A 21,095-nucleotide genomic window follows, 5' to 3' on the forward strand; every position below is an offset into this window, starting at 1 on the left:
TCCGAGCTCAACGCAGCGCCGGCGTGTCGGGCGCGTGCTGCGTGCGCCGCGTGGCCGAGGCGTCGCGGCGCCGCGCGAGCCATGCGTGGACGAAGCCGAACAGCACCGGGACGAACAGCAGCGTCGAGCACGTGCCGAACGCGAGGCCGCCGATCACCGCGCGGCCGAGCGGCGCGTTCTGCTCGCCGCCGTCGCCGAGGCCGAGCGCCATCGGCAACATGCCGATCAGCATCGCGAGCGCGGTCATCACGACGGGCCGGAAGCGGCTGAAGCCGGCGTCGAGCGCCGCCTGCCACGGCGACGCGCCGCCCGCGAGCAGCTCGCGCGCCGCGTTCACGACGAGAATGCTGTTCGCGGTCGCGATGCCGATGCACAGGATCGTGCCGGTCAGCGCGGGCACCGACAGCGTGGTGCGCGTGACGAACAGCATCCACGCGATGCCGGCGAGCGATGCCGGCAGCCCGCCGACGATCACGAGCGGATCGAGCCACGACTGGAAATTGACGACCATCAGCAGGTAGACCAGCGAGATCGCGAGTACCAGGCCGCCGAGCAGGCCCGCGAACGACTCGTGCATCGCCTGCACCTGGCCGCGCAGCACGATCGACGAGCCGGGCGGCAGCTGCGCGCGCGCGGCGTCGACGAGCTTCGTCACGTCGGCCGTGACGCCGCCGAGATCGCGCCCCTGCACCGACGCGAAGATATCCAGCACCGGCTGCACGTTGTAGTGCGACACCACGGCCTGCTGCGTCGAGCGCGAGAACGTGCCGAGCGCGCCGAGCAGGTTCTGCGCGGGCGCGCCCGCGGCCGGGCCGCCGGCCGGCGTCTGCGGCGGGCGCGCGGTGCCGGCGGGCAGCGGCACGTTCGCGAGCGACTGCAGCGAATTCACCGTGTATTGCGGCGTCTGCACGAGCACCGGGTAGCTGACGCCGTTGCGCGGATCGAGCCAGAAGTTCGGCGTCGTCTGCGAACTGCCGGACAGCGCGATCAGCAGATTTTGCGCGACGTCACGCTGTTCGAGGCCGGCCTGGATCGCCTTCGTGCGGTCGACGTTCACGTCGATCGCCGGTTCGTCGCCGGGTTGCTGGATACGTGCGTCGACGAGCCCGCGCACGCCGCGCAGCTTCGCGAGCAGCGTATTCGCGACCGCGCGGTTCTGGTCGAGCTTGTTGCCGACGATCTGGATGTCGATTGGCGCGGGCAGTCCGAAGTTGAGGATCTGGCTGACGATGTCGGCCGGCAGGAACGCGAAAGTCACGCCGGGGAACGACTGAGCGAGCACGTTGCGCAGCGTGGCGACGTATGCGGCGGTCGACGCGTGATTCGGCTTCAGCGTCACCAGCACGTCGGCATCCTCGGTGCCGATCGGATCCGATGAATCGTACGTGAGGTTGATCCCGCTCACCGGCACGCCGATGTTGTCGAGCACGCCAGCGAGTTCGCCCGCCGGAATCACGCTGCGGATCTTCGCTTCGACCTCGTCGGTCAGCCGCGCGGTTTCCTCGATCCGCGTGCCGGTCGGTGCTCGCAGGTGCAGGCGGATCTCGCCGGTGTCGACCGACGGGAAGAAGTCCTGCCCGGCGAACGCGTAGAGGCCCGTCGACGCGACGCATGCGAGCAGGAACGCGGCCGCGAAGCGGCGGCGTCGCGCGATCGCCGCCGAGAGCAGCGCGCGATAGCGCAGCCGCACGGCCTCGAAGCGATGCTCGAACGCAGCCTGGAAACGCGCCAAATGCACGAGCGGCGCGAATACGCCGCGCGGCGGCCGGCCGTTTCCTTTTGCGCGCATCAGCGCCATCGCGAGGGTCGGCACCAGCGTGCGCGAGAAGAAGTACGACGCGATCATCGCGAAGATCACGGCCTCGGCCAGCGGCACGAACAGATAGCGCGCGACGCCCGTGAGCAGGAACATCGGCACGAACACGATGCAGATCGACAGCGTCGACACGAAGGTCGGCACCGCGATTTCGCCCGAGCCGGTCAGGATCGCGTCCTCGAGCGGCGCGCCGAGCTCGAGATGATGCGTGATGTTCTCGATCGCGACGGTCGCGTCGTCGACGAGGATCCCGACCGCGAGCGCGAGCCCGCCGAGCGTCATGATGTTGATGGTCTGGCCGAGCGCGGACAGCGCGAGCAGCGACGTGAGCACCGCGAGCGGGATGGTGATCGCGATGATCAGCGTCGCGCGCCAGCTGCCGAGGAACAGCAGGATCATCAGCGCGGTCAGGCACGCGGCGATCAGCGCCTCGCGCACGACGCCCTGGACCGCCGCCTTCACGAACACCGACTGATCGTCGAGCGGCGAAATGTGCAGCGCCTTCGGCAGCCCGGCCGCGATCTTCGGCAGCATCGCCTTCACCTGGTCGATGATCGTCAGCGTCGACGCGCTGCCGGTCTTTTCGACCGTCAGCAGCGCCGCGCGCTTGCCGTCCGCCCGCACGATGTTGGTCTGCGGCGCGTAGCCGTCGCGAACGTGCGCGACGTCGCGCACGTACACGACGTTGCCGCCGATCGTCTTCACCGGCAGGTCGTTCAGCGCGGCGACCGTCTGCGTGCTGCCGTTCATCTGCACGTTGTATTCGTGCGTGCCGATCTTCGCGGTGCCGCCGGGCAGGATCAGGTTCTGCGCGTTGATCGCGTTCACGACGTCGATCGGCGCGAGTCCCTTCGCCTGCAGCGCGCGCGTATCGAGGTCGACGACGATCTGGCGGATCTTGCCGCCGAACGGCAGCGGCACCGCCGCGCCCTGGACGGTCGCGAGCTGCGTGCGGATGAAGCTGTTGCCGAGGTCGTACAGCTGCTGCTCGGCGAGCGTGTCGCTCGACAGCCCGAGCTGCAGGATCGGCACCGTCGACGCGTTGTACGTGATGATGTTCGGCGGCAACGTGCCGGGCGGCAGGATGCGCAGGATCGACGCGGCATTGCTCGCGGCTTCCGCGATCGCGCGATTGATGTCGGCGCCCGGGTGGAAGAATATCTTCACGACCGACACGCCGTTCAGCGACTGCGACTCGATGTGCTCGATGTCGTCGACGTCGGACGTGAGCGCGCGCTCGTAGTTCGACGTGATCCGCTTGGCCATGTCCTCCGCGGAGAAGCCGTTGTATGACCAGACGATGCTGACGACCGGAATGTCGATGCTCGGGAAGATGTCGGTTGGCGTGCGCAGCAGCGCAAGCGGTCCCGCGATGAAGATCAGCAGTGCGAGTACGACGAACGTGTAGGGCCTGCGTAACGCCAGCCGGACGATCCACATGATGGTGCTCCTCGAAGCAGGGCATGGATGCCGCGTGCGATGCGGCGAGCATGCAGTCTGCCGGCGCGGCGTTGACCCGATCCTGACCCGAGGATTACGAAACCGTTATCTGTGCTGGCGCGCAGGTGCGCAACGTCCGACCGGACGGGCCGGCCCGTGACCGACATGCGGCCGCGATCAGATGACAAGACCGTAATCGAAGCCTCACCTTCCGGAAAGCGCGCGAATCGCAGAATGGACACAACTCTTCATCACATCGATGCGGAGCGGATGTCCGGCCTGATCTGCGGACGCGAACATGCCATCTTGAGAGGTGAACATCATGAACAACCTGATTCGTGCGGTCCTGCTGTCCTGTGCGCTGAGCGCACCGATCTTCGCATTTGCGCAAACCACCGACCATGCGGTCACGCGGGCCGACGTGCGCGCCGATCTCGTGCGGGTCGAGAAGGCCGGCTATAAGCCGGTCGGTAGCGATCCTTACTATCCCGCCGACATCCAGGCCGCGGAAGCGAAGATCGCCGCGCAGCCATCGCAATCGGTGGCTGCACGGCCGAGCGTCGCCGCAGAGACGACCGCGCAATCGCTCGCGTCGCTCGATACGGAGCAGCCGTACGAGCATCACTGAGCCCGATTTTCAACTGCCATCCGCGGCCCGAAGGAAGCGGCCGCGGATTTCGAATGCGTCATCTACCGGTCGGCGCCGTGCGCGCCGCGATCGTGAGAGTGAACGTGTCGGGCAGTACATCGCACGCACGGGCGTGCCGGCGGCGCACCTTCGGTGCGCCCTCATCGAGTTTTTCCCGGGAGTTTCATCATGCATCCGACGCGCGCGAGGAAGAGCGACGGCAGCCGGTGCGGTGAATCAGCTTCCGGTTTACCGGTGTGCCATCCAGCAAGTAAAGCACTCGATCGCGCAGCACTGCCGGCGATTTTGATACCCGGCGTATTTCACGCCAGGTCAACACTGTGTCCAGATGCTCGTCATCCCGCAACGGCCGATGCGCATTGAATCGTTCTTCCGCGGCTTCGCGAAGCCTGTGTGGTAAGCAGCGGTGGAGGAGGGCGCATAAGCGTTGGCGCGGGTCCCACTCCACGCATGTGTATCCGAAAGCGTGCAGTGAATAGTCGGACCCGGCCCCGGAACAGCAGTCACTCTCCCGTCGACTTCCGGTCGCACCATCGTTTACGCGTCGTTCAACCAGGGCATTTCCACGGGCGACACGACCAGTTGCCGGAATTCTCGCTTCAGATCGAAGATGAACCCGACCAGGATCATGGAGTCGGCGTAGGGAATCGGAAAGACCTGTGGATTCTCCGGCGTCCGCAGGGGCCGCTCGGGCGTGTCCGCTGTCGCTGCGGCGTTCTCGCGAACGCTTTCCAGGTCGTCAGCCATGGCCGGGCCACCGACTTTCAGCACACGGCTACGCAGCTCGCTGAAGGGTTCGATGCGCGCAGCGTCTTCGTGGTATTCGGGCACTTCATAAACGAACCAGGACATTGTCGTCTCCCATGAGAAGGGGCGCTATTCTAACGCTGCACAAGGATCCACCAAACATCGACAGTCGGCTTGCGAGGCGTCTCCGCGTCTCAACTTTCAAGAACGCCTTGCGGGCGGTATCATTTGCGCTAGAATGAAGTATCAAATGATACTGAATGGGAGTCGCCATGTCACTCGTTACCCCTGAGGCCGTGGCTGCGGTCATGGGGCTGCGGCCGCTCCCGCATACGCTGGCGGAGCTGGAAGCGCTTGTGCGCGGCGGTCTGCCGAAGTCCGCGCTGCGCGCGGGCGTCGAACACGCGACGCAAGGCGCCGATGCTCGGCGCGCGCTGCTCGCCCGCATCATCCCCGAAGCGACCTACAAGCGCCGCCGCGATCGACTAACGCAAGACGAATCGGAGAAGACGGAGCGTCTGGCCCGGATCGTTGCAACGACCACCTACGTCTGGAACGACGAAGAGGACGCGCGGGAATTTTTGTCGACGCCACATCCTGAACTTGAGGGACGGGCGCCGCTCGACGTCGCGCTGACCGAGCTCGGTGCGCGCAGGGTTGAAGAGTTGCTCTGGAAACTGTTCTACGGGCTACCGGCATGAAGTTGTTTCGCATCGGTGACACGCGACACACGATCTGGAGCGGCACCGGCGCGATGCTGGTCGGTGGCCGCTTTAATGGTCCGGGCCGGCCTGTCATCTACGCGGCGTCGACCTTCGCGGGTGCGATGCTCGAGGTGCTCGTGCATGCACGCATCGGCAAGGTGCCGAAAACCCACGGATGGGTCGAAGCAACCGTTCCCGACGACGTCAGCGTCGAACGCCATACGGCAGAAACGTTGCCGAGAGGATGGGGTGCGGCGGCACTGCAGGCAGCACGGCAGTTCGGCGACGAATGGATGGCAGAATCGCGTACAGCACTCCTGATCGTCCCTTCCGTCGTCGTCCGTGCAGAGTTCAACGTGCTCGTGAATCTGGCGCATCCTGACACCGCGCGGATCATCGTGACGGATCCACAACCGGTCGTGTGGGACGAGCGACTTTTTGCCATACCGCCAGTTGGCCGATCATAAATGCTTGATGGTGGTCTGCTAACCAACCTTCGAGGCGTCGGTTGCTCGCTCGTACCGCGACGCACGGTTGGAAGCCGATGTGGGAACCCGTTCCGAAGCTTAAGCGAGTCGACATCGAAGCGTATGGCTTCGGGCTCACGATTGACGGTGTCGGCGTACCGCTTGTTGCACGAATGCGTAGAGCCGCGAAAGATGTGCTGTCGGTCAAGATGCCGGAGCGGGATCCTCGGCAGATGAGTTTTCTCTAAACGTCAATTTCAACCTCGCCATCGACGTATGGCCGCAAGGTGACCGAACTCCTTCCTGTGCAGGGGCGGTTGGGGGAGGCGACTGCTACCCCCTTAATCGCAGCTAGAGCGGGCTACACCGGTAAAGTGCATGGAAATCCAAGGGCCCCGTGTTGTGCCGCACAATACTTTCCGGTATCATTCACGCCCCCCACAAGCTGCGCATACGGATTTCGAGCGAGGCGTCCCGGCCTCGACCATCTTTGCGTATCACGATTCCGTTCGCATCCCGGCAGGCAACCCATTCTGGCGTCATGCTCGCGACGATCGTCGGCTCATCTGTCGAGGAGCATGTATTGGCAATTTCTGATCGGAACGATTCCACATCCCCTGAAATCACGGCCACGGCAAAAGCCGGCCGCCGTGTGTCAAAGGGAAAGCCCCAGGCCCTGACGCCGACGGACATCGCGTCACTGGCACGCCAGAATGAGGAGCGCCAGCACCAGATGCGCGCGTTGATCGCGCTCGGTCGCGAGCGCGGCTATCTCACCCACGCGGACATCAACGATCACCTGCCCGACAACTTTGCTCAAACGGCGGCGATGGACACCATCGTCAGCACGTTCAGCGACATGGGCGTGGCCGTGTACGAACAAGCGCCGGACGCCGAAGCGCTCCTGCTCACCGACGCTGCGCCGGCCGTGGCATCCGACGATCAGGCGGACGAGGAGGCGGAAGCTGCGCTATCGACCGTCGATTCCGAATTCGGCCGCACCACGGATCCGGTTCGGATGTACATGCGTGAGATGGGGGCCAGCGAACTGCTGACCCGCGCCGGTGAAATCGAGGTCGCGAAACGGATCGAAGATGGTCTACAGGACATGATTCAAGCGATTGCCGCGTGTCCGTCGATCGTGTCCACGATTCTTGCCGATGTCGACCGCATCGTGGCAGGCGAACTCCGTATCGACGAACTGGTCGATGGCATCAGTGTCGACGCCGATGAAAGCGAAATGACGCCGGAGTCCCAAGAAGAGGATGCGGAAGCACTCGCCGCCGACGATGATTCGGACGAAGACGACGTCGAAACGGATGCCGGGGATTCGGAGAAGGCGAACGCGGCGCGCCTCGAAGAACTCACGAACGACAGTCTTGCGATTTTCGCACGCGTGCGTGCACTGTTCGAGCAGTTGCCCGATGTGCCTGTCACTGGCGGTGCCCGTTCCGCAGCCGCTGCGCAGGTGCGCATGGCGATCCAGTGTGAGCTCGCGCCGATCCGCTTTACCGCCAAGACCATCGACCGCCTGTGCGCAATTGTCCATGGGCAAGTGACTGAGGTTCGCGCGATCGAGCGCAGTATCCTGGCGATTGCTGTCGACCGTTGCGGCATGCCGCGCGACGCGTTTGTCGACTCGTTCCCGGGCCACGAGACCGATCTTGAATGGACGACCCGAGCGGCGGCGACCTCGCAGCAGTTTGGCGCGGCGCTCGAGCGGCATCAGCCGGCTATTCAGGCGGCGCAGCAGAAACTCGTCGACATCGAGTCCCGGGTCTCGTTGCCGCTCCAGCAGCTCAAGCAGATCAACCGCCAGATGAGTGCCGCGGAACTGAAAATGCGGCAGGCCAAGCGCGAGATGATCGAGGCGAACCTTCGTCTTGTCATTTCAATCGCCAAGAAATACGTGAACCGCGGCATGCAGTTCCTGGATTTGATCCAGGAGGGCAATATCGGCCTGATGAAGGCCGTGGACAAGTTCGAATACCGGCGCGGCTGGAAGTTCTCGACCTACGCGACCTGGTGGGTCCGGCAGGCTGTCACGCGTGCGCTCGCCGATCAGGCGCGGACCATTCGCGTGCCGGTCCACATGATCGAGACGATCAACAAGCTGAATCGGATATCGCGCGAAATCTTGCAACAGACAGGGCAGGAAGCGCATCCCGCAGTGCTGGCAAAGCGCATGGAGATGTCCGAGGAGAAAGTGCTCGGTATCCTCAAGATCGCCAAGCAACCTGTCTCGCTCGAAACCCCGGTGGGTGACGACGCCGATGCAACACTCGGCGACATGATCGAGGATGTCTCGGCGAGTTCACCGGCTGAGGCGGCGATTCACGCGAACATGCGCGCGGCGATCGACGAAGCACTCGCCGGGTTGTCGCCGCGCGAGGCCAAGGTTCTGCGGATGCGATTCGGGCTCGACACAAACTCCGATCACACGCTTGAAGAGGTCGGCAAGCAGTTCGACGTGACCCGCGAGCGGATCCGTCAGATTGAGAGCAAGGCGATGCGCAAGCTGATGCATCCCAGCCGTGCAGACAAGCTCAGGCCCTTTCTTGAGCGCTGAGGCAATTTCGTCTTTCACCCTCGAACTCACTTCGCTGGCCGGAACAAGTCGGCAGGCGGCATGCCCGGCGAGATTTGCTGCTACGTCGCCCTCGGGAAATTCAGGCAACGTGCCTTCGAAAACTGAAAAAACGAACCCGATTGACACGGGGCGTCATATCAGCCGCCAAGGCACGGTTGCCCCGGCGCGCGCGTTCGACATCGAACCGCGTGGCGGGCAACGCGCCGGGTGTGAATCCGCGCGCATGGCGCCGCGCGCGGCTTCGCTCGCCGTTACGCCGGGTTGCCGCTGCCGCCGGTGCCGCCGGTGGGCTTGCCAGCTGCCTTGCCGGCGTCACCCACCTTGCCGAGCAACGTCGCAGACGGCTGGCCGTTTCCTCCGAGCGCACCCTTCGATTTCAGCGCTTCGAGGTCCGAATCCTGGCCGGCCTGGCCTGGCTTGAACGGCGTCGTCAGGAACGCGGACGTCGACAGCGTGACGCCGGTTTCGTTCTTGATGGTCTGGGCAACCCCATTCGCCGCGGCCGCAACGACAGCGGGGTTCGTCAACGCGCTTTGATACGTCGGATTGGACGTGAGGCCCGACAGCAGCCCGTTCAGGTCCGTGCCCAGTTGCCCCGCCAGATAGGCCAGCAGCAGTTCGGTCAACGGCGTCACGTTGAACGTGCCGCCGCCGCTCGCGAACGAGTGCAGCGTGGTCGTCCCGTTCGTGCCGGTGATCGCGCACGGCCCCGCGAGCACAAACGTGACCGAGAAAGCGCCGTTCGCGTCGGCCGTGCCCGAACCGTTGCCGGTCGCGCACACGATCGTGATCGCCGCGTTCGCCATCGCTGCGCCGGTCGCGGCCGTGCCGTTGATCGTGGCCGACGACGCATTCGAAGGCGTCGTGCTCGGACTGTCGTCACCTCCGCCACAGGCCGCGAGCGTACCCGCGAGCGCAAACGTGCCGACTTGCAATGCCCTCAGTGCCGCTTTCTTCATGGTCTTCATTGATTTTCTCCGTTAGATCAACCCGATTTTCCCGAGGACTCTCCGGTCCCTCGATCATTGAATGCTTGCCTCGCGCGCGGTCGACGGCTGCACGCCGTCAGCCGGCAGCGCCGCCTCCGTCGCGGGCGGCGCCACGCCGGCGGAATGCGCGTAGCGCTTGTAGGCATCGCGCATCCGGTAAAGCTGCGTCGCGAAGTACTCGGCGCTGAAGCGCCCCTGGTTGAGCAGGAACTGTTGCGCGTTGTAGGCAAAGTCGAGATTCTCGGCGCCGTCTTGCGCGAGATAGTTCGACGATCCGACACGCGTGCGGAAATTGAGCGAGAACTGCTCGGGCCCGTTGATCTGCACGATCCCCGGCTTCATGCCCTGGCGCGGCGTCAACGGGAAACTGACCGACGCGCCGACGAACGAGCCGTGGCCGCTATGCCATCCCTGCACGCTGAACGACACGTCGTCAAACCAGCGCGTCAACGTGATCAGCGGGCCCTTGTCGCCACCGACATAGCGCGCGACGCCTGCCTCGATCCACATCTTCCATGCGGGCTCGACCCACCGGTACGTGAGCAGCGCGTTCTTCTCCGCCGGCAGCGCATCCTTGCCCGGTTCGTGATGCAGATAGGCGAGCTTCAGCCGCACCACGTCGGGACGGCCCGGTACGAACGCGGTCGTCTCGTTCTCGACGCCCAGGTACTGGAGGTCGAACTTGCCGAGCGCGGTCACGTTGAAAACGCGCGGCGCAATCCAGAAGCTCTGCACGAGCGCAACGGTCGACAGCCCGCCGCGCAAGCGGTATTGGTCGTAGACGCGGCCGTTGTCCATGTTCTTGCTGTTCGCAATCGGCACGATCACGCTCGAATACAGTTCCGCGCCGCGCCACAGCGGCACGAAGCCCTGGATTTTCGCGCCCACGGAGTAGTCGAAGTTGCCGTACTCAGTGCCGTAGAGGTAGTGCGTGACCGGCGCGACCTGGATCCGTACGAGCCCGTGCGCGCGGGCGTTGCCTACCCACGCAATCGAATCAGCATCGTGCGTCGGCCGCGTGCGCATCGACAGCGACGCGCCGGCGGCGGTCGACGCGCCACCCGCGACGAAGCGCGCGTAGTCCGCCCGATCGACGCTCAACTCGCCCACCGGCTCGTTCGCCTTCTTGATTACGATGCGCACGGTCTCGACGCCCTTCGGCGCGTACTCCGCCGCCGCGCCGAGCGCGATGCCCAGCGCGTCCGCCTCGTTCTGGTTGTAGCGGTGGTTTTCATATTCGACGACGAGATCCGCGCCCGCCATGCCGGCGCGCACGCGCTCGAGTCCGGCGTCCGTCAGCGCGCGCACGATCCTGTCGAGCGCCGCCGGGTCCGGCGCCGCGTCGACTGCCGGCGCGGCGGTCCGAACGAGATCCGGCGGCGTGTGAAGCGACGGCATGACTCGATCGTCGCGTGACGCATCCGCCGCCGCAGGCGTGGCAGGCTCGATCCGCGTGAATGCGCTGAGCGGCGCGAGCGCGGCCGCAGGGCGCAGCGTGTCGTCCGGCGCCGATGTGCCTGCCGCGACAACCGGCGCGTCGCTACACAAGCCGTCGCCGCAGCGCGCGGCATCGAACCGCCGACCGAGCGGAATCTGCACGCCGATCGAGAACGACGTGCGCGGCGCGATCCCGTCCGTATGCCTGAGGGAGCGCATCACGGTGCCCACGAGGCTCGCGTCGGCCAGCCACTTGATCGGCGGCGATTGGAAGCGGATGCCCGCATAGGGCGTTTTCGAATCGTGCTCCGCCAGCAGCGACAGGCCCGTGTGCCACAGCCGAAGCTCGGCGCCGCCGAACACCCCGTCGAGCCGGTCGCCGTGCCCGTAGCCGACCGTCAGCGTCGCGGGCCCGAGCACTTGCGATACGACACCGTAGGTGGACCGGAAGTAATGCGTTTGCCCGCCAACGTCATTGATGCCGATCGCGATGTCCGGCTGGTATGTGAAGAACTTCGGAATCGAGACCTTTGCGTTCGCCATCAGATGTCGAAGCACGATGTGGTCGTAGCCTGGCACCGTCGTGCGTACGTCGCCTGGATAGTTCGCCAGACCGCCGGATATCTCCACGTGCGGAAACAGGCCGATCGCGCCCCAGACGATGTCCGAACTCGTCGTCTGCTTCCCGAACCGTGGATCGATGTAGTTGTTGTATTGCCCCTCGAATGTTCCTTCAGGCAGCGTGAATCCGTATGGAATCAATAGCCCGCCGGACTGCCCCAGCGATGTCAGCACGGGCGTGCCCGCCGCACCAGCCGGCAGGGAAAATGCCACCGCTGCCCCCAGGGCAATGGCCGCCGGCTTGTTCGTGGTCGCGTTCACACGTAGCTTGATCGTCATCGGTCGTGTACTTGGTTGTTCGTATCGTGTGTGGCATCCGACATCGCCGAACGTCGACATGCACCGCCGCGGCACTGGCATCGCTCGTGGCCGTGAACGCTCATGCGGCGACGATGCGATCGAAGATCCCTCTCGATCCTCTACCCAAGCCCGTCCCGCGGAACGGCGAAGTGCCCGCATCACCCGCGACGCACCGGTATGCATAACTCCGATCGCTGTCGCGCGCCGATCACATGGGACCGTGATCGACACATGGCACCGTGATCGACACATGGCAACGCCCCCCCCCCAACATCGCGCGCCCGTTAGCGATTTGGCGCGCCCACCGCGTCCTGCCGCGTGGACCGTTCCCCGAAGCGACTCGCTCGCGCAATCAAGCCCGGCGACCGCAATCGGCACCGGGTTTCGTCAATATCGTTTCATTCGCATAACTTATAATTAGACCGACTTTCACCCCATGCTCATGCGTCCGGCGATCGGGCCGACGCCATGCGGTACACGTCCGCGGGCAATCGTTTCATTCAGACGTGCGCTTCCCATGGGTTCGCATGTCTCGCTGCTGTATTACCGATCGTTACCTATATGCGAGTAAGTCTAGTGGAAACCGGAAGCGCAATCTGCGCCGGATTCTTGATCAAATCCGACAACTTGGGTCGACGGAAATAAGCATGCCCGGGCGCGCGAACGGGATCGCCTTTCGCTTGAACACCGGATAAACCAGTATTGAATCAATCGCTTGATGCGTGCGTGCGCACCTTGGAGCGGCTCGAACAGTACCTCGACGTGCTCGCGCGATTTGGCTATGGCGATCGCGCTTCAATCGTGGCTTTTCATCCGGGTTATGCCGCCGTGACGACCTGGTCACTGGTCAAACTGTTGACCGTGGCAGGACCGTTAAATGACCGGGCCGCCGCACCGGACGTGGCGAGCCGGGCGGTGCGCGTCTACCGGCGCGCAAACGCGGAGTCGCTGGAGTACCTCGTCGACAGAATGCCGGCAAGGATCATGGACGCGTTGAATCAGAGGCTGTTCGTCATGGACATGTGTCTGACGCTCGTGCGCTATGTCGTCGAAGGGCAGAGACTGAACGATATCCGGTCACTGTATGACTGGGACTACGCTGAAGCCTGGGGCGATAAAGATTACGCGGGCTTCCGGACAATCGACGACGCCGAACGCGCGCTGATCGAAGATGCGTTTCGGCGTAAGAATCTCGCGGTGCTGGAGGGCAATCGGAAATGTCTCGATGACGTCGTCTCCGCGCACGTCCGCGCGGCCGTTCCTGCACCGATCGACCACACCGACGAAGGCTGGGAGGCGTATTGCGAAGCATGTCGCCAAACCGAGTGCCGTGAGCGTGACGCACTCTATCCGACTCTTCACGTCGTGCTCAATGAGACCGCGGGCATGGGGGTGCCCTTGATTTCCACCCATTTTTCCTGTCGATCGCCTTTAAGCCCAGCAAGGCCTTGCCTTGCGACCCCAAATAAATTCCTATATAAATCAAAGTCCCCCTCGCTTGGAGGTCGCTGGCCGTTGTCAGTTGGTAGTGTCGGCTCGAAATTCCACCATCGTTTAGCTGTGCAACTTGGCCCGAACGGACACCTTGTTAAGCTCGGTGGCTTGTTGATGGGATTGCGTTGTCGGCCGCGGTACTTGGCAGGATCCGCTTCGGATAGAGCGGCACTGGGAAATTGAAGGTGCTACGCAAGTTGATACCTTCGATATGAGGGGAGCAATTCGCCGCAACCGGTCCGCTTCAACCGGTTGTTCCAGATGAGCGTCGATATCGCGTTGCACGTCGGTGGCGTTCTACGCGATCAAGATGATCGAGAGCGGGCTCAATGCTGATGACACTACGGCGAGCAATTCCTGCGGAAGGTCCACCCGAATGCGGTCGATATCGATTGCCGATCCCTCATATGATGTCGCGCTGGCGAGTAACTTGTCGTTGCCTCTCACCATCCGCCGCGGCGCCCAGCGACCGATTCCGATCGCATCGGTGCAATAGAATGCCGGTACCCTCTTTTGCCCAACAGATCTATTGCAACGATTCGCACGATGAAACGACTTCCACCGCTCAATTGGCTACGCGCATTCGAATCGTCAGCCCGGCACCTCAGTTTCACGCACGCGGCGACCGAGTTGAATCTGACCCAGGCCGCGATCAGCCAGCAGGTGAAAGGACTTGAATCCCAGCTCGGTACGGCGTTATTCAAGCGCCTGCCGCGAGGCATCGAGTTGACCGAGGCCGGGCTCGCCTACCTGCCAGTCGTGCATGAAGCGATAGAGCGGCTTGCTGCCGCCACCGACGAGATTTTCGGGCAAGGCCATCTGAAGGTGCTGACGGTGCGAGTGAGTCTGGTATTTTTCACGCATTGGCTCGCATGGCGCATACCGGACTTTCGCAAGCGGTATCCGGACGTCAATCTACGCATTACGAGCAATATCTGGGGAGGCGATAGCAGCGTCACCGATGTCGAAGCCGATCTGGAGATCCGCTACGGGCACGGGAAATGGACGGGGCTGCGTGCTGAGCGACTGACCTGGGACACGCTGCTGCCGGTCTGTGCTCCCGGGTTGCTGTCTCCCAAAGCACCGCTTTCGGTGCCGAAGGACCTCGCGCGTTTCGAACTTCTCCATGTGCTCGGCTACGAGGAAGGTTGGGGATACTGGCTCAAAAAAGCGGGCGCATCGAAGGTCGATTCTTCGAAGGGAATGCAATTCGACACGCTGATTTCGGCCTTGAAGGCGGCTGAACTCGGTCAGGGCGTTGCACTCGCAAGGTCGTCCCTCGTCGAGCACATGCTGATCTCCGGCCAGTTGATCGCGCCACTGAAACCACGCCTTCCAACCAGTGAGGCGTTCTACCTCGTCTATTCCCCGCACAGCATCGTCAATCCTCATGCGGCTGCGTTCGTCGAATGGCTCACTGCACAGGTTCAGGGGGCACACGCGAGATTCTGATCTCGCATGCGGCATGCGAGTCCGGTTGCCGGGACGCGATCTCCGATCTGCCCATCATCTGCTCGAGTCATAAAAAAAACGTACCCATCCTCGTTTTTTTTATTGCTTTACCCGCCACGGCTTCTCATCGAAAGTTGCTTCCATCCCGCTTGACCGGCATCCAACCGCGACTCGACGCGGCCGGCCGGCGGTGACGGGGATTGTCCACAACATGATGATCGACGGTCGCGCGATGCGGCCAGTCTGGAGGCGACTCGGCGGATTATGGGAAAGTGCAATCAATTGCCGTTCAGCGGTGTGAAAGTCATCGATTTCGGCCAGTACATTGCGGGGCCAGCCGTCGCGATGATCCTCGCGGATCTTGGTGCGACCGTCATTCACGTGGATCCTCCAGCCGGGCCGCTTTGGGATAGCCCGGCCAATGCGGTGCTCAATCGCGGCAAGCATTGCCTGCAGATCGATCTGAAGACCGACAAAGGCCTGGAAGAAGCCAAGGATCTGATCCGCCGCGCGGATGTTGTCATCGAGAACTTCCGGCCGGGCGTGATGGCGCGGCTGGGTCTCGATTTCGCGAAGTTGCGTGAAGCACGCCCGCAACTGATCACGCTCTCGATGCCCGGCTTTGCCAGCAACGACCAGTTACGTCGCGAATGGCGCGCGTTCGAGCCGATCATCGCGGCGGCTTCGGGCGTTTTTACGGACATGGGGCAGAACCGCGTGCTGATGGGCATCAACCCGAGTTTCTCGCCGTTGCCGCTGGCGTCTGCCTACGGCACCATGCTGGCCGTCTCGGCTGTTGGGCTTGCGTTGCAGGCACGGCAGCGCACCGGCATGGGAGATGAAATCGAGGTCCCGCTGGCGTCGGCTGTGATGGAGGGGCTCTCCTACAACTCGATCCATATCGAGAACTACCCCGAGCGATACAAGACCCTGCGCGAAAAGGAAATCGAGCGGCGGCGCTCCAACAATCTACCGATGGATCTGTCGTACGAAGCGCTGCAGGAATATCTGGATCCGTTCTACCGGACCTACGAGTGCGCCGACGGTCGCAAGTTTTATACGGTATGCCCGTCACATCGCTCGCACGCACGCCGCTGTCTGCAGGCGATGGGACTGTACGAGGAAATGCTGGAGGCCGGTTTGCCACGGGTCGATGATCCGTACCTGCCGATTCGCGAATGGGAAGGGAACGCGTCGCTAGGGGTTTATCCGTTACCTGAAGCGTGGGCGAAGCGCATTTCCGCGCGTATGAAGGAAGTTTTTCGTACGAAAACAGCTGCCGAGTGGGAAAAGATTTTCGGTGAAGGAGGTTTCCCTGGAGCGGCACACCGGACGACGCGGGAGTGGCTGCATGACGGCCACGCGAATACTGCCGGCCTGGTCGTGAATGTCGACGATTTCGAATACGGTGTGATGAAACAGCCCGGGCCGGTCGCGTGGCTTGAAGACTGTGCCGAATCCATGCTCTCGCCGGCGTCCCGCCATCCGGTGACCTTCCGGGATGCGTTAGCCATTCTGGATGAGCAGGAGCGTACTGAACTGCCGGCTCCGTCGGGGGTACCAACACAGGGGTGGCTCGACGGGGTGCGTGTGCTCGACCTGACGAACGTGATTGCCGGCCCCCATTCGGCGTCGTTTCTCGGCCGTTTTGGTGCCGATGTCATCAAACTCGACCCCGTCGTGCCGAATTATGATCCGTGGAACACCGTGGTCTTCGGGATGTCGTCGGCGCGTGGGAAGCGGAGCGTGCTCGTCGATCTGAACCATCCGGATGGACGCGAGGTGTTCACTCGACTCGCCCGGTCTGTCGACGTGATCGTCATGAATGCCCCGGATCGTCAGCTTGAGCCGCTGGGGCTGGACGAGGCGAGCCTCCGTTCCATCAATCCCGGCGTGATCTTCTGCCAGCTCGACTGCTTCGGCGGTCCTCGACGCGGGCCGCGGACCGACTACCTTGGCTACGACGATCTGATCCAGGCGTGCACCGGGATCATGGTGCGATTCGGCGGCGGCATGGAGACGCCGGAGGAGCATGCGCATGTCGGAACGATCGACGTCATGTGCGGATTCGCGGCTGCGCTAGGTGTGGCTGCCGCGCTTTACCGCAAGGCGAAAACAGGCGAGGTCGGGCGCGCGAGAACCTCCTTGTCGGCACTCGGCAATCTGGTACAGATTCCGTTCGCGTATGACTATGCGAATCGCCCACCATTCGACGAGCCGTCCGGTCGCGAGGCGAGCGGCTACGGCGCGATGTCTCGATTCTTCCGGGCCGCGGACGACTGGATCTATGTGGACACCAGCGAAAGTGAGTTAAACGAATTGGATCGAGTAGAAGGTCTGGCCGGAATTGCGGCAGCCAAGGATCCGGCTGCATTCCTCGCGTCCGCGCTGGGTACCGCGTCCGCCGCGTCTTGGCAGATCAGGTTGCAGGCCGCCAATATCGCGGCGGCGGTGCCGGACAACATCGTCAATCTGCGTCGGCACAACAGCCGGCCTAGCGACGATCGCCCCGGTATCGACAACGGCAGCTACTCGTTCAGCGTCTATGCGAATCATCCTAGCGGTCGATGTGTCACGCAGCTCGATCCCTTCGCGATTCGTCCGCGCCATGCCCGGATTCGCGCCTTGGCACCAGCTGAAAAATTCGGTGCATCGACGCAATCCGTCCTGCGCGAGTTCGGATACAGCGATGCCGAGATCGAGATGCTGATTGCCCGACATGCGATCGGAGATAGCTGGTCCGAAGAGTATTTGCCCAGCTAGTTGCGGGTCTTGTCGAGTCGCGCGACGAGTCGAGCATTCCCGCATGAAGCGCGGTGCAAAGCGAACGTCGCGACGACGAGACAGTCGCGCCGGTGGTTCGCCGGATGAATCAACGCGACACACAGCCGACGTGCGCAAGGCTACGGCGGGATGTGAATATTCTTACATTGGAGACAGCCATGCACGATCCGACCCAGGCTCTTGTGAGCTTTCGTCACGTCAAAAAAACTTACGACGGCGAGACGCTAGTCGTCAAGGATCTCAACCTTGAAATCCAAAAGGGCGAATTCCTGACTTTGCTCGGCCCATCCGGCTCAGGAAAGACGACCTGTCTGATGATGCTCGCAGGATTCGAGTATCCAACCGATGGCGAGATCTGGCTCGATGGCCAGTTGCTGAATCGGATCCCGCCACATAAACGCAATATCGGGATGGTGTTCCAGAACTACGCGCTCTTTCCTCATCTTACGGTCGCGCAGAATCTGGAATACCCGCTCAAGGTTCGGAAAATGCCGCCCGCTGAACGGGAGGCAAGGGTCAAGCGAGCGCTCGACATGGTCGGCATGCATAAGCTGAGCAAACGGATGCCCAGCCAGCTGTCCGGCGGTCAGCAGCAGCGCGTTGCGCTGGCACGAGCACTCGTATTCAACCCTCGGCTCGTGCTGATGGACGAACCCCTCGGCGCGCTCGACAAACAATTGCGCGAACACATGCAGCTCGAGTTGAAGGCGCTTCACGAAGAGCTCGGACTGACTTTCGTCTACGTCACGCATGACCAGAGTGAAGCACTCACGATGTCCGATCGTGTTGCCGTGTTCGACCAGGGCGTGATTCAGCAGCTCGATACCGTGGATCGCCTGTACGAATCACCGACGAATCTATTCGTCGCGAATTTCATCGGCGACAACAACCGGATGAGCGGCACGGTCGTTGCAAGGAACGGCGACCGCTGCCAGCTTCGGCTCGCAGACGGGACGACGGTGCGCGCACTGAATGTGGCGTCCGTTGACGTCGGCAACCAGGCGACGGCGGTTATCCGACCGGAACGGCTCTCTGTCGAATCGACGTTCGCGGCCAACGAGGGCAATGTCATCGAAACCGAAACGCTCGACGCAATTTATTTCGGCGACCACGTCCGACTGCGTTGCCGTGGCCCGGGGCAAGCCGAGTGTTTCGTCAAGGTTCCCCTCGAACACGATTGGCGGTCGCACGTTCGTCAGGGAAACCGGATTGCGCTGTCGTTCCGGGAGGACCACCTGAAGATCTTGAGCTGACTGTTTAGTTTTTATCACTCAGTAGGAGGAGACAATGAAATCGAATTCGAAAATGATTTGCGCCGCGCTGCTCGCGTCTCTGTCGGTGGCAGCTTTCGCCGATGGTCTCACGACCGTCAACTATGGTGGCGCGGCCGGCAATGCTCAAAAGGCGGCGTGGGTGGACCCGTTCGCGAAGGAAAGCGGCATAGCGACGAATGCCATCCAGTACACGGGTGACATGGCCAAGGTCAAAGCGATGGTCGAGGCCAGAAATGTCACCTGGGATGTCTTGGAGGTGGAAGCGGCGGACGTCGGTCGCGGATGCCAGGATGGTCTCTTCGAGAAACTCGACTGGTCCAAGATCGCCAACAAGAGCGACCTGATGGCCGGAGCTGCCACGCCTTGCGCAGCCGGCACTTTCGTGTGGTCGACCGTGCTCGCATACAACCCCACGCTGACCAAGGGCGCGCCGCAAGGCTGGAAGGATTTCTGGGACGTCAAGAAATTTCCGGGAAAGCGGGGATTGAAGAAGGAGGCTCGTTATAACCTGGAGTTCGCGCTGATGGCTGACGGGGTGGCGCCGAAGGACGTCTACACGGTGCTCGGCACGTCCGCGGGTGTCGAACGCGCGTTCAAGAAGATGGACGAACTCAAGCCCTACATCCAGTGGTGGGAGGCTGGCGCACAGCCTCCGCAATTCCTGATTGCGGGTGACGTCGCGATGTCGACCGCATATAACGGTCGCATCGACGCGGCAGTGCGTGAAGGAAACAAGAATCTCGGTATTGCGTGGGATCAGAGTATTTACGAACTCGATTTCTTCGTCATTCCGAAGGGCTCGAAGAACAAGGAAGCGGCCGAAAAATACATCTCGTATGTGCTCAAGCCCCAGGCACAAGTCGCGTTCGCGCAGAAGATTCCGTATGGTCCGACCAACAAGGCAGCGCTGAAAATGCTCGATGCGGCAACACAGGCAGCGCTTCCCAATTCAGCGAAGAATGGCAAAACCGCCATTCCCAACAGTGTCGAGTTCTGGACGGACCACGGCGACGCACTGGAGCAGCGCTTTACGGCTTGGGCCGCGAAGTAACGACCGGGGGAAGAAGCATGAGCACCATAACTTCTCGGCAACAGAGCTGGGATACACGCCAGCTCAAGCGGTCGCTGCGAGCCGTTCAGTTTCGAAAGGAGGTCGTGGCGTTTGGACTGGTGGCGCCCCTCGTTCTGTTCATCCTGCTTGTGTTCGTGATGCCGGTCGCATCGATGATTTCTCGATCGGTTCAAAGTCCCGAGGTGGTCGATGCATTGCCGAAGACGACCTCGGCATTGCGCCACTGGGATGGCAAGTCACCCGTTCCTGCCGAGGCTTACCGTGCGCTGGTGCTCGACGTGGAGAGCAACGGTGGCGACAACGATACCGGCACCGCCGCCGGTCGGCTGAACGGCCTCAAGGATGGGTTCCGGTCGTTGTTTTACAAGACGACCAGCGCGCTTCCTTTCACCGATGACGATGCGGCGATTTCCGCGCAGGATATGCAAAGGCGCCTGATCGAAGTCGACCCGCGCTGGGCCGATACAAGCTACTGGCAGGCGATCGCAAGCGTATCGTCCCGTTACACGAGCCAGTATCTCCTTGCCACGATCGACTATCGTGAGGACTCGGGCGGCCGCATCGTGCCGGTCGAGAACGGCGCGTCCGCATACCGTGCGGTGTTCATGCGGACCTTCGTGATCAGCGGGCTTGTGACGCTTGCGGCGCTGGTGCTGGGTTATCCGCTCGCTTACTGGATCTCGATTCTGCCGGCTCGAAAGGCGAATCTCGTCATGATCCTGGTGCTTCTGCCGTTCTGGACGTCGATTCTCGTGCGGATCTCGGCGTGGATCGTCATTCTCCAGGGGGCGGGCCTCGTCAACAAGGCGTTGATGGCGCTGCAGGTGATTTCGACGCCCCTGTCGCTCCTGTTCAACCGGACGGGGGTGTTGATCGCGATGACGCACATCTTGCTGCCATTCATGATCCTGCCGCTCTACAGCGTGATGAAGTCGATTCCTTCTAGCTACACCAAAGCGGCCATTTCTCTTGGTAGTCATCCTTTCGGGGCATTCTGGAAAGTCTACGTGCCGCAGACGCTTCCCGGTGTCGGCGCGGGCGGGTTGCTGGTATTCATTACCTCGCTGGGCTATTACATCACCCCGGCGCTGCTCGGTGGCGCCGGCGACCAGATGGTCAGTTACTACATCGCGTATTTCACCAACGTGGCCCTGAATTGGGGGATGGCCTGTGCGCTCGGTGCGGTCCTTCTCCTGGTGACGCTGGTGCTCTTCGCGCTCTATCGAAGGATCGTCGGTTCGGAAATCAAGGTGGCTTAG

General features: G+C 62.6%; 14 protein-coding genes and 2 pseudogenes. 10 read left to right on the forward strand and 6 right to left on the reverse strand.

Annotated elements, in window-relative coordinates; all coding sequences use genetic code 11:
• Positions 1–7: 7 nt before the first annotated feature.
• Positions 8–3,256 (reverse strand): efflux RND transporter permease subunit, encoded by a 3,249-nt coding sequence (locus DIE17_RS13645; protein WP_124920990.1) that lies wholly within the window; start codon positions 3,254–3,256, stop codon positions 8–10.
• Between the two features lie 322 nt (positions 3,257–3,578).
• On the opposite strand from DIE17_RS13645, the gene DIE17_RS13650 reads away from it, so the two are divergent.
• Positions 3,579–3,884: a DUF4148 domain-containing protein gene (locus DIE17_RS13650; protein WP_124529503.1), complete on the forward strand. Its 306-nt coding sequence runs from the start codon at positions 3,579–3,581 to the stop codon at positions 3,882–3,884.
• A gap of 229 nt (positions 3,885–4,113) precedes the next feature.
• Here DIE17_RS13650 and DIE17_RS37945 read toward each other — a convergent pair.
• A pseudogene (locus DIE17_RS37945) lies at positions 4,114–4,337 on the reverse strand (ISNCY family transposase); the annotation flags it as partial.
• 105 nt (positions 4,338–4,442) lie between these two features.
• Complete coding sequence (locus tag DIE17_RS13660) at positions 4,443–4,757, reverse strand: helicase (protein ID WP_124529501.1); 315 nt, start codon at positions 4,755–4,757, stop codon at positions 4,443–4,445.
• Positions 4,758–4,924: 167 nt separating this feature from the next.
• Here DIE17_RS13660 and DIE17_RS13665 point away from each other — a divergent pair, with 167 nt between their 5' ends.
• The 3 genes from DIE17_RS13665 to rpoD all read left to right on the forward strand — a co-directional run bounded on the left by DIE17_RS13665 (position 4,925) and on the right by rpoD (position 8,392).
• Positions 4,925–5,353, forward strand: a complete 429-nt coding sequence (locus tag DIE17_RS13665) for an antitoxin Xre/MbcA/ParS toxin-binding domain-containing protein (RefSeq protein ID WP_124487254.1) — start codon at positions 4,925–4,927, stop codon at positions 5,351–5,353.
• Positions 5,350–5,823, forward strand: a complete 474-nt coding sequence (locus tag DIE17_RS13670) for an RES family NAD+ phosphorylase (RefSeq protein WP_124920991.1) — start codon at positions 5,350–5,352, stop codon at positions 5,821–5,823. The genes DIE17_RS13665 and DIE17_RS13670 overlap by 4 nt, the downstream gene beginning before the upstream one ends.
• A 541-nt stretch (positions 5,824–6,364) precedes the next feature.
• Entirely contained in the window at positions 6,365–8,392 is a 2,028-nt protein-coding gene (gene rpoD / locus DIE17_RS13675; protein ID WP_260426236.1) for an RNA polymerase sigma factor RpoD, read from the forward strand.
• A gap of 272 nt (positions 8,393–8,664) precedes the next feature.
• Here rpoD and DIE17_RS13680 read toward each other — a convergent pair whose 3' ends face one another.
• Together DIE17_RS13680 and DIE17_RS13685 are read right to left on the reverse strand one after the other, a co-directional pair.
• Positions 8,665–9,381: a carboxypeptidase regulatory-like domain-containing protein gene (locus DIE17_RS13680; RefSeq protein ID WP_124529499.1), complete on the reverse strand. Its 717-nt coding sequence runs from the start codon at positions 9,379–9,381 to the stop codon at positions 8,665–8,667.
• A gap of 54 nt (positions 9,382–9,435) precedes the next feature.
• A complete protein-coding gene (locus DIE17_RS13685) occupies positions 9,436–11,739 on the reverse strand; it encodes a YjbH domain-containing protein (protein ID WP_124920992.1) in 2,304 nt (767 codons plus the stop codon).
• 723 nt (positions 11,740–12,462) lie between these two features.
• Between DIE17_RS13685 and DIE17_RS13690 the strand changes: the two genes are divergently transcribed.
• Positions 12,463–13,437: a hypothetical protein gene (locus tag DIE17_RS13690; protein ID WP_124920993.1), complete on the forward strand. Its 975-nt coding sequence runs from the start codon at positions 12,463–12,465 to the stop codon at positions 13,435–13,437.
• Here DIE17_RS13690 and DIE17_RS37950 read toward each other — a convergent pair.
• Positions 13,349–13,650: pseudogene (locus DIE17_RS37950) on the reverse strand (Tn3 family transposase); the annotation flags it as partial. The gene DIE17_RS13690 and the pseudogene DIE17_RS37950 sit on opposite strands and share 89 nt — an antisense overlap.
• A gap of 150 nt (positions 13,651–13,800) precedes the next feature.
• Between DIE17_RS37950 and gcvA the strand changes: the two are divergent.
• The 5 genes from gcvA to DIE17_RS13715 all read left to right on the forward strand — a co-directional run bounded on the left by gcvA (position 13,801) and on the right by DIE17_RS13715 (position 21,095).
• Positions 13,801–14,706: a transcriptional regulator GcvA gene (gcvA, locus tag DIE17_RS13695; RefSeq protein WP_059648607.1), complete on the forward strand. Its 906-nt coding sequence runs from the start codon at positions 13,801–13,803 to the stop codon at positions 14,704–14,706.
• Between the two features lie 297 nt (positions 14,707–15,003).
• Positions 15,004–17,469 carry a CoA transferase gene (locus DIE17_RS13700; protein ID WP_260439230.1) on the forward strand — a complete coding sequence of 822 codons (2,466 nt, stop codon included), beginning with the start codon at positions 15,004–15,006 and terminating at the stop codon, positions 17,467–17,469.
• A gap of 179 nt (positions 17,470–17,648) precedes the next feature.
• Positions 17,649–18,743 carry an ABC transporter ATP-binding protein gene (locus tag DIE17_RS13705; RefSeq protein ID WP_124646193.1) on the forward strand — a complete coding sequence of 365 codons (1,095 nt, stop codon included), beginning with the start codon at positions 17,649–17,651 and terminating at the stop codon, positions 18,741–18,743.
• A gap of 34 nt (positions 18,744–18,777) precedes the next feature.
• Positions 18,778–19,815: a polyamine ABC transporter substrate-binding protein gene (locus tag DIE17_RS13710; RefSeq protein WP_021158306.1), complete on the forward strand. Its 1,038-nt coding sequence runs from the start codon at positions 18,778–18,780 to the stop codon at positions 19,813–19,815.
• A gap of 17 nt (positions 19,816–19,832) precedes the next feature.
• Positions 19,833–21,095 carry an ABC transporter permease gene (locus tag DIE17_RS13715; RefSeq protein WP_042973933.1) on the forward strand — a complete coding sequence of 421 codons (1,263 nt, stop codon included), beginning with the start codon at positions 19,833–19,835 and terminating at the stop codon, positions 21,093–21,095.

The sequence above is a fragment of the Burkholderia sp. Bp9099 genome, assembly GCF_003857805.1.
Classification (GTDB): Bacteria; Pseudomonadota; Gammaproteobacteria; order Burkholderiales; family Burkholderiaceae; genus Burkholderia.

Excerpts from the sequence above, each read along its gene's own strand:
- DIE17_RS13645 (WP_124920990.1), bottom strand. The coding sequence starts at position 3,256 with ATGTGGATCGTCCGGCTGGCGTTACGCAGGCCCTACACGTTCGTCGTA.
- DIE17_RS13650 (WP_124529503.1), top strand. The coding sequence starts at position 3,579 with ATGAACAACCTGATTCGTGCGGTCCTGCTGTCCTGTGCGCTGAGCGCA.
- DIE17_RS13660 (WP_124529501.1), bottom strand. The coding sequence starts at position 4,757 with ATGTCCTGGTTCGTTTATGAAGTGCCCGAATACCACGAAGACGCTGCG.
- DIE17_RS13665 (WP_124487254.1), top strand. The coding sequence starts at position 4,925 with ATGTCACTCGTTACCCCTGAGGCCGTGGCTGCGGTCATGGGGCTGCGG.
- DIE17_RS13670 (WP_124920991.1), top strand. The coding sequence starts at position 5,350 with ATGAAGTTGTTTCGCATCGGTGACACGCGACACACGATCTGGAGCGGC.
- rpoD (WP_260426236.1), top strand. The coding sequence starts at position 6,365 with ATGCTCGCGACGATCGTCGGCTCATCTGTCGAGGAGCATGTATTGGCA.
- DIE17_RS13680 (WP_124529499.1), bottom strand. The coding sequence starts at position 9,381 with ATGAAGACCATGAAGAAAGCGGCACTGAGGGCATTGCAAGTCGGCACG.
- DIE17_RS13685 (WP_124920992.1), bottom strand. The coding sequence starts at position 11,739 with ATGACGATCAAGCTACGTGTGAACGCGACCACGAACAAGCCGGCGGCC.
- gcvA (WP_059648607.1), top strand. The coding sequence starts at position 13,801 with ATGAAACGACTTCCACCGCTCAATTGGCTACGCGCATTCGAATCGTCA.
- DIE17_RS13705 (WP_124646193.1), top strand. The coding sequence starts at position 17,649 with ATGCACGATCCGACCCAGGCTCTTGTGAGCTTTCGTCACGTCAAAAAA.
- DIE17_RS13710 (WP_021158306.1), top strand. The coding sequence starts at position 18,778 with ATGAAATCGAATTCGAAAATGATTTGCGCCGCGCTGCTCGCGTCTCTG.
- DIE17_RS13715 (WP_042973933.1), top strand. The coding sequence starts at position 19,833 with ATGAGCACCATAACTTCTCGGCAACAGAGCTGGGATACACGCCAGCTC.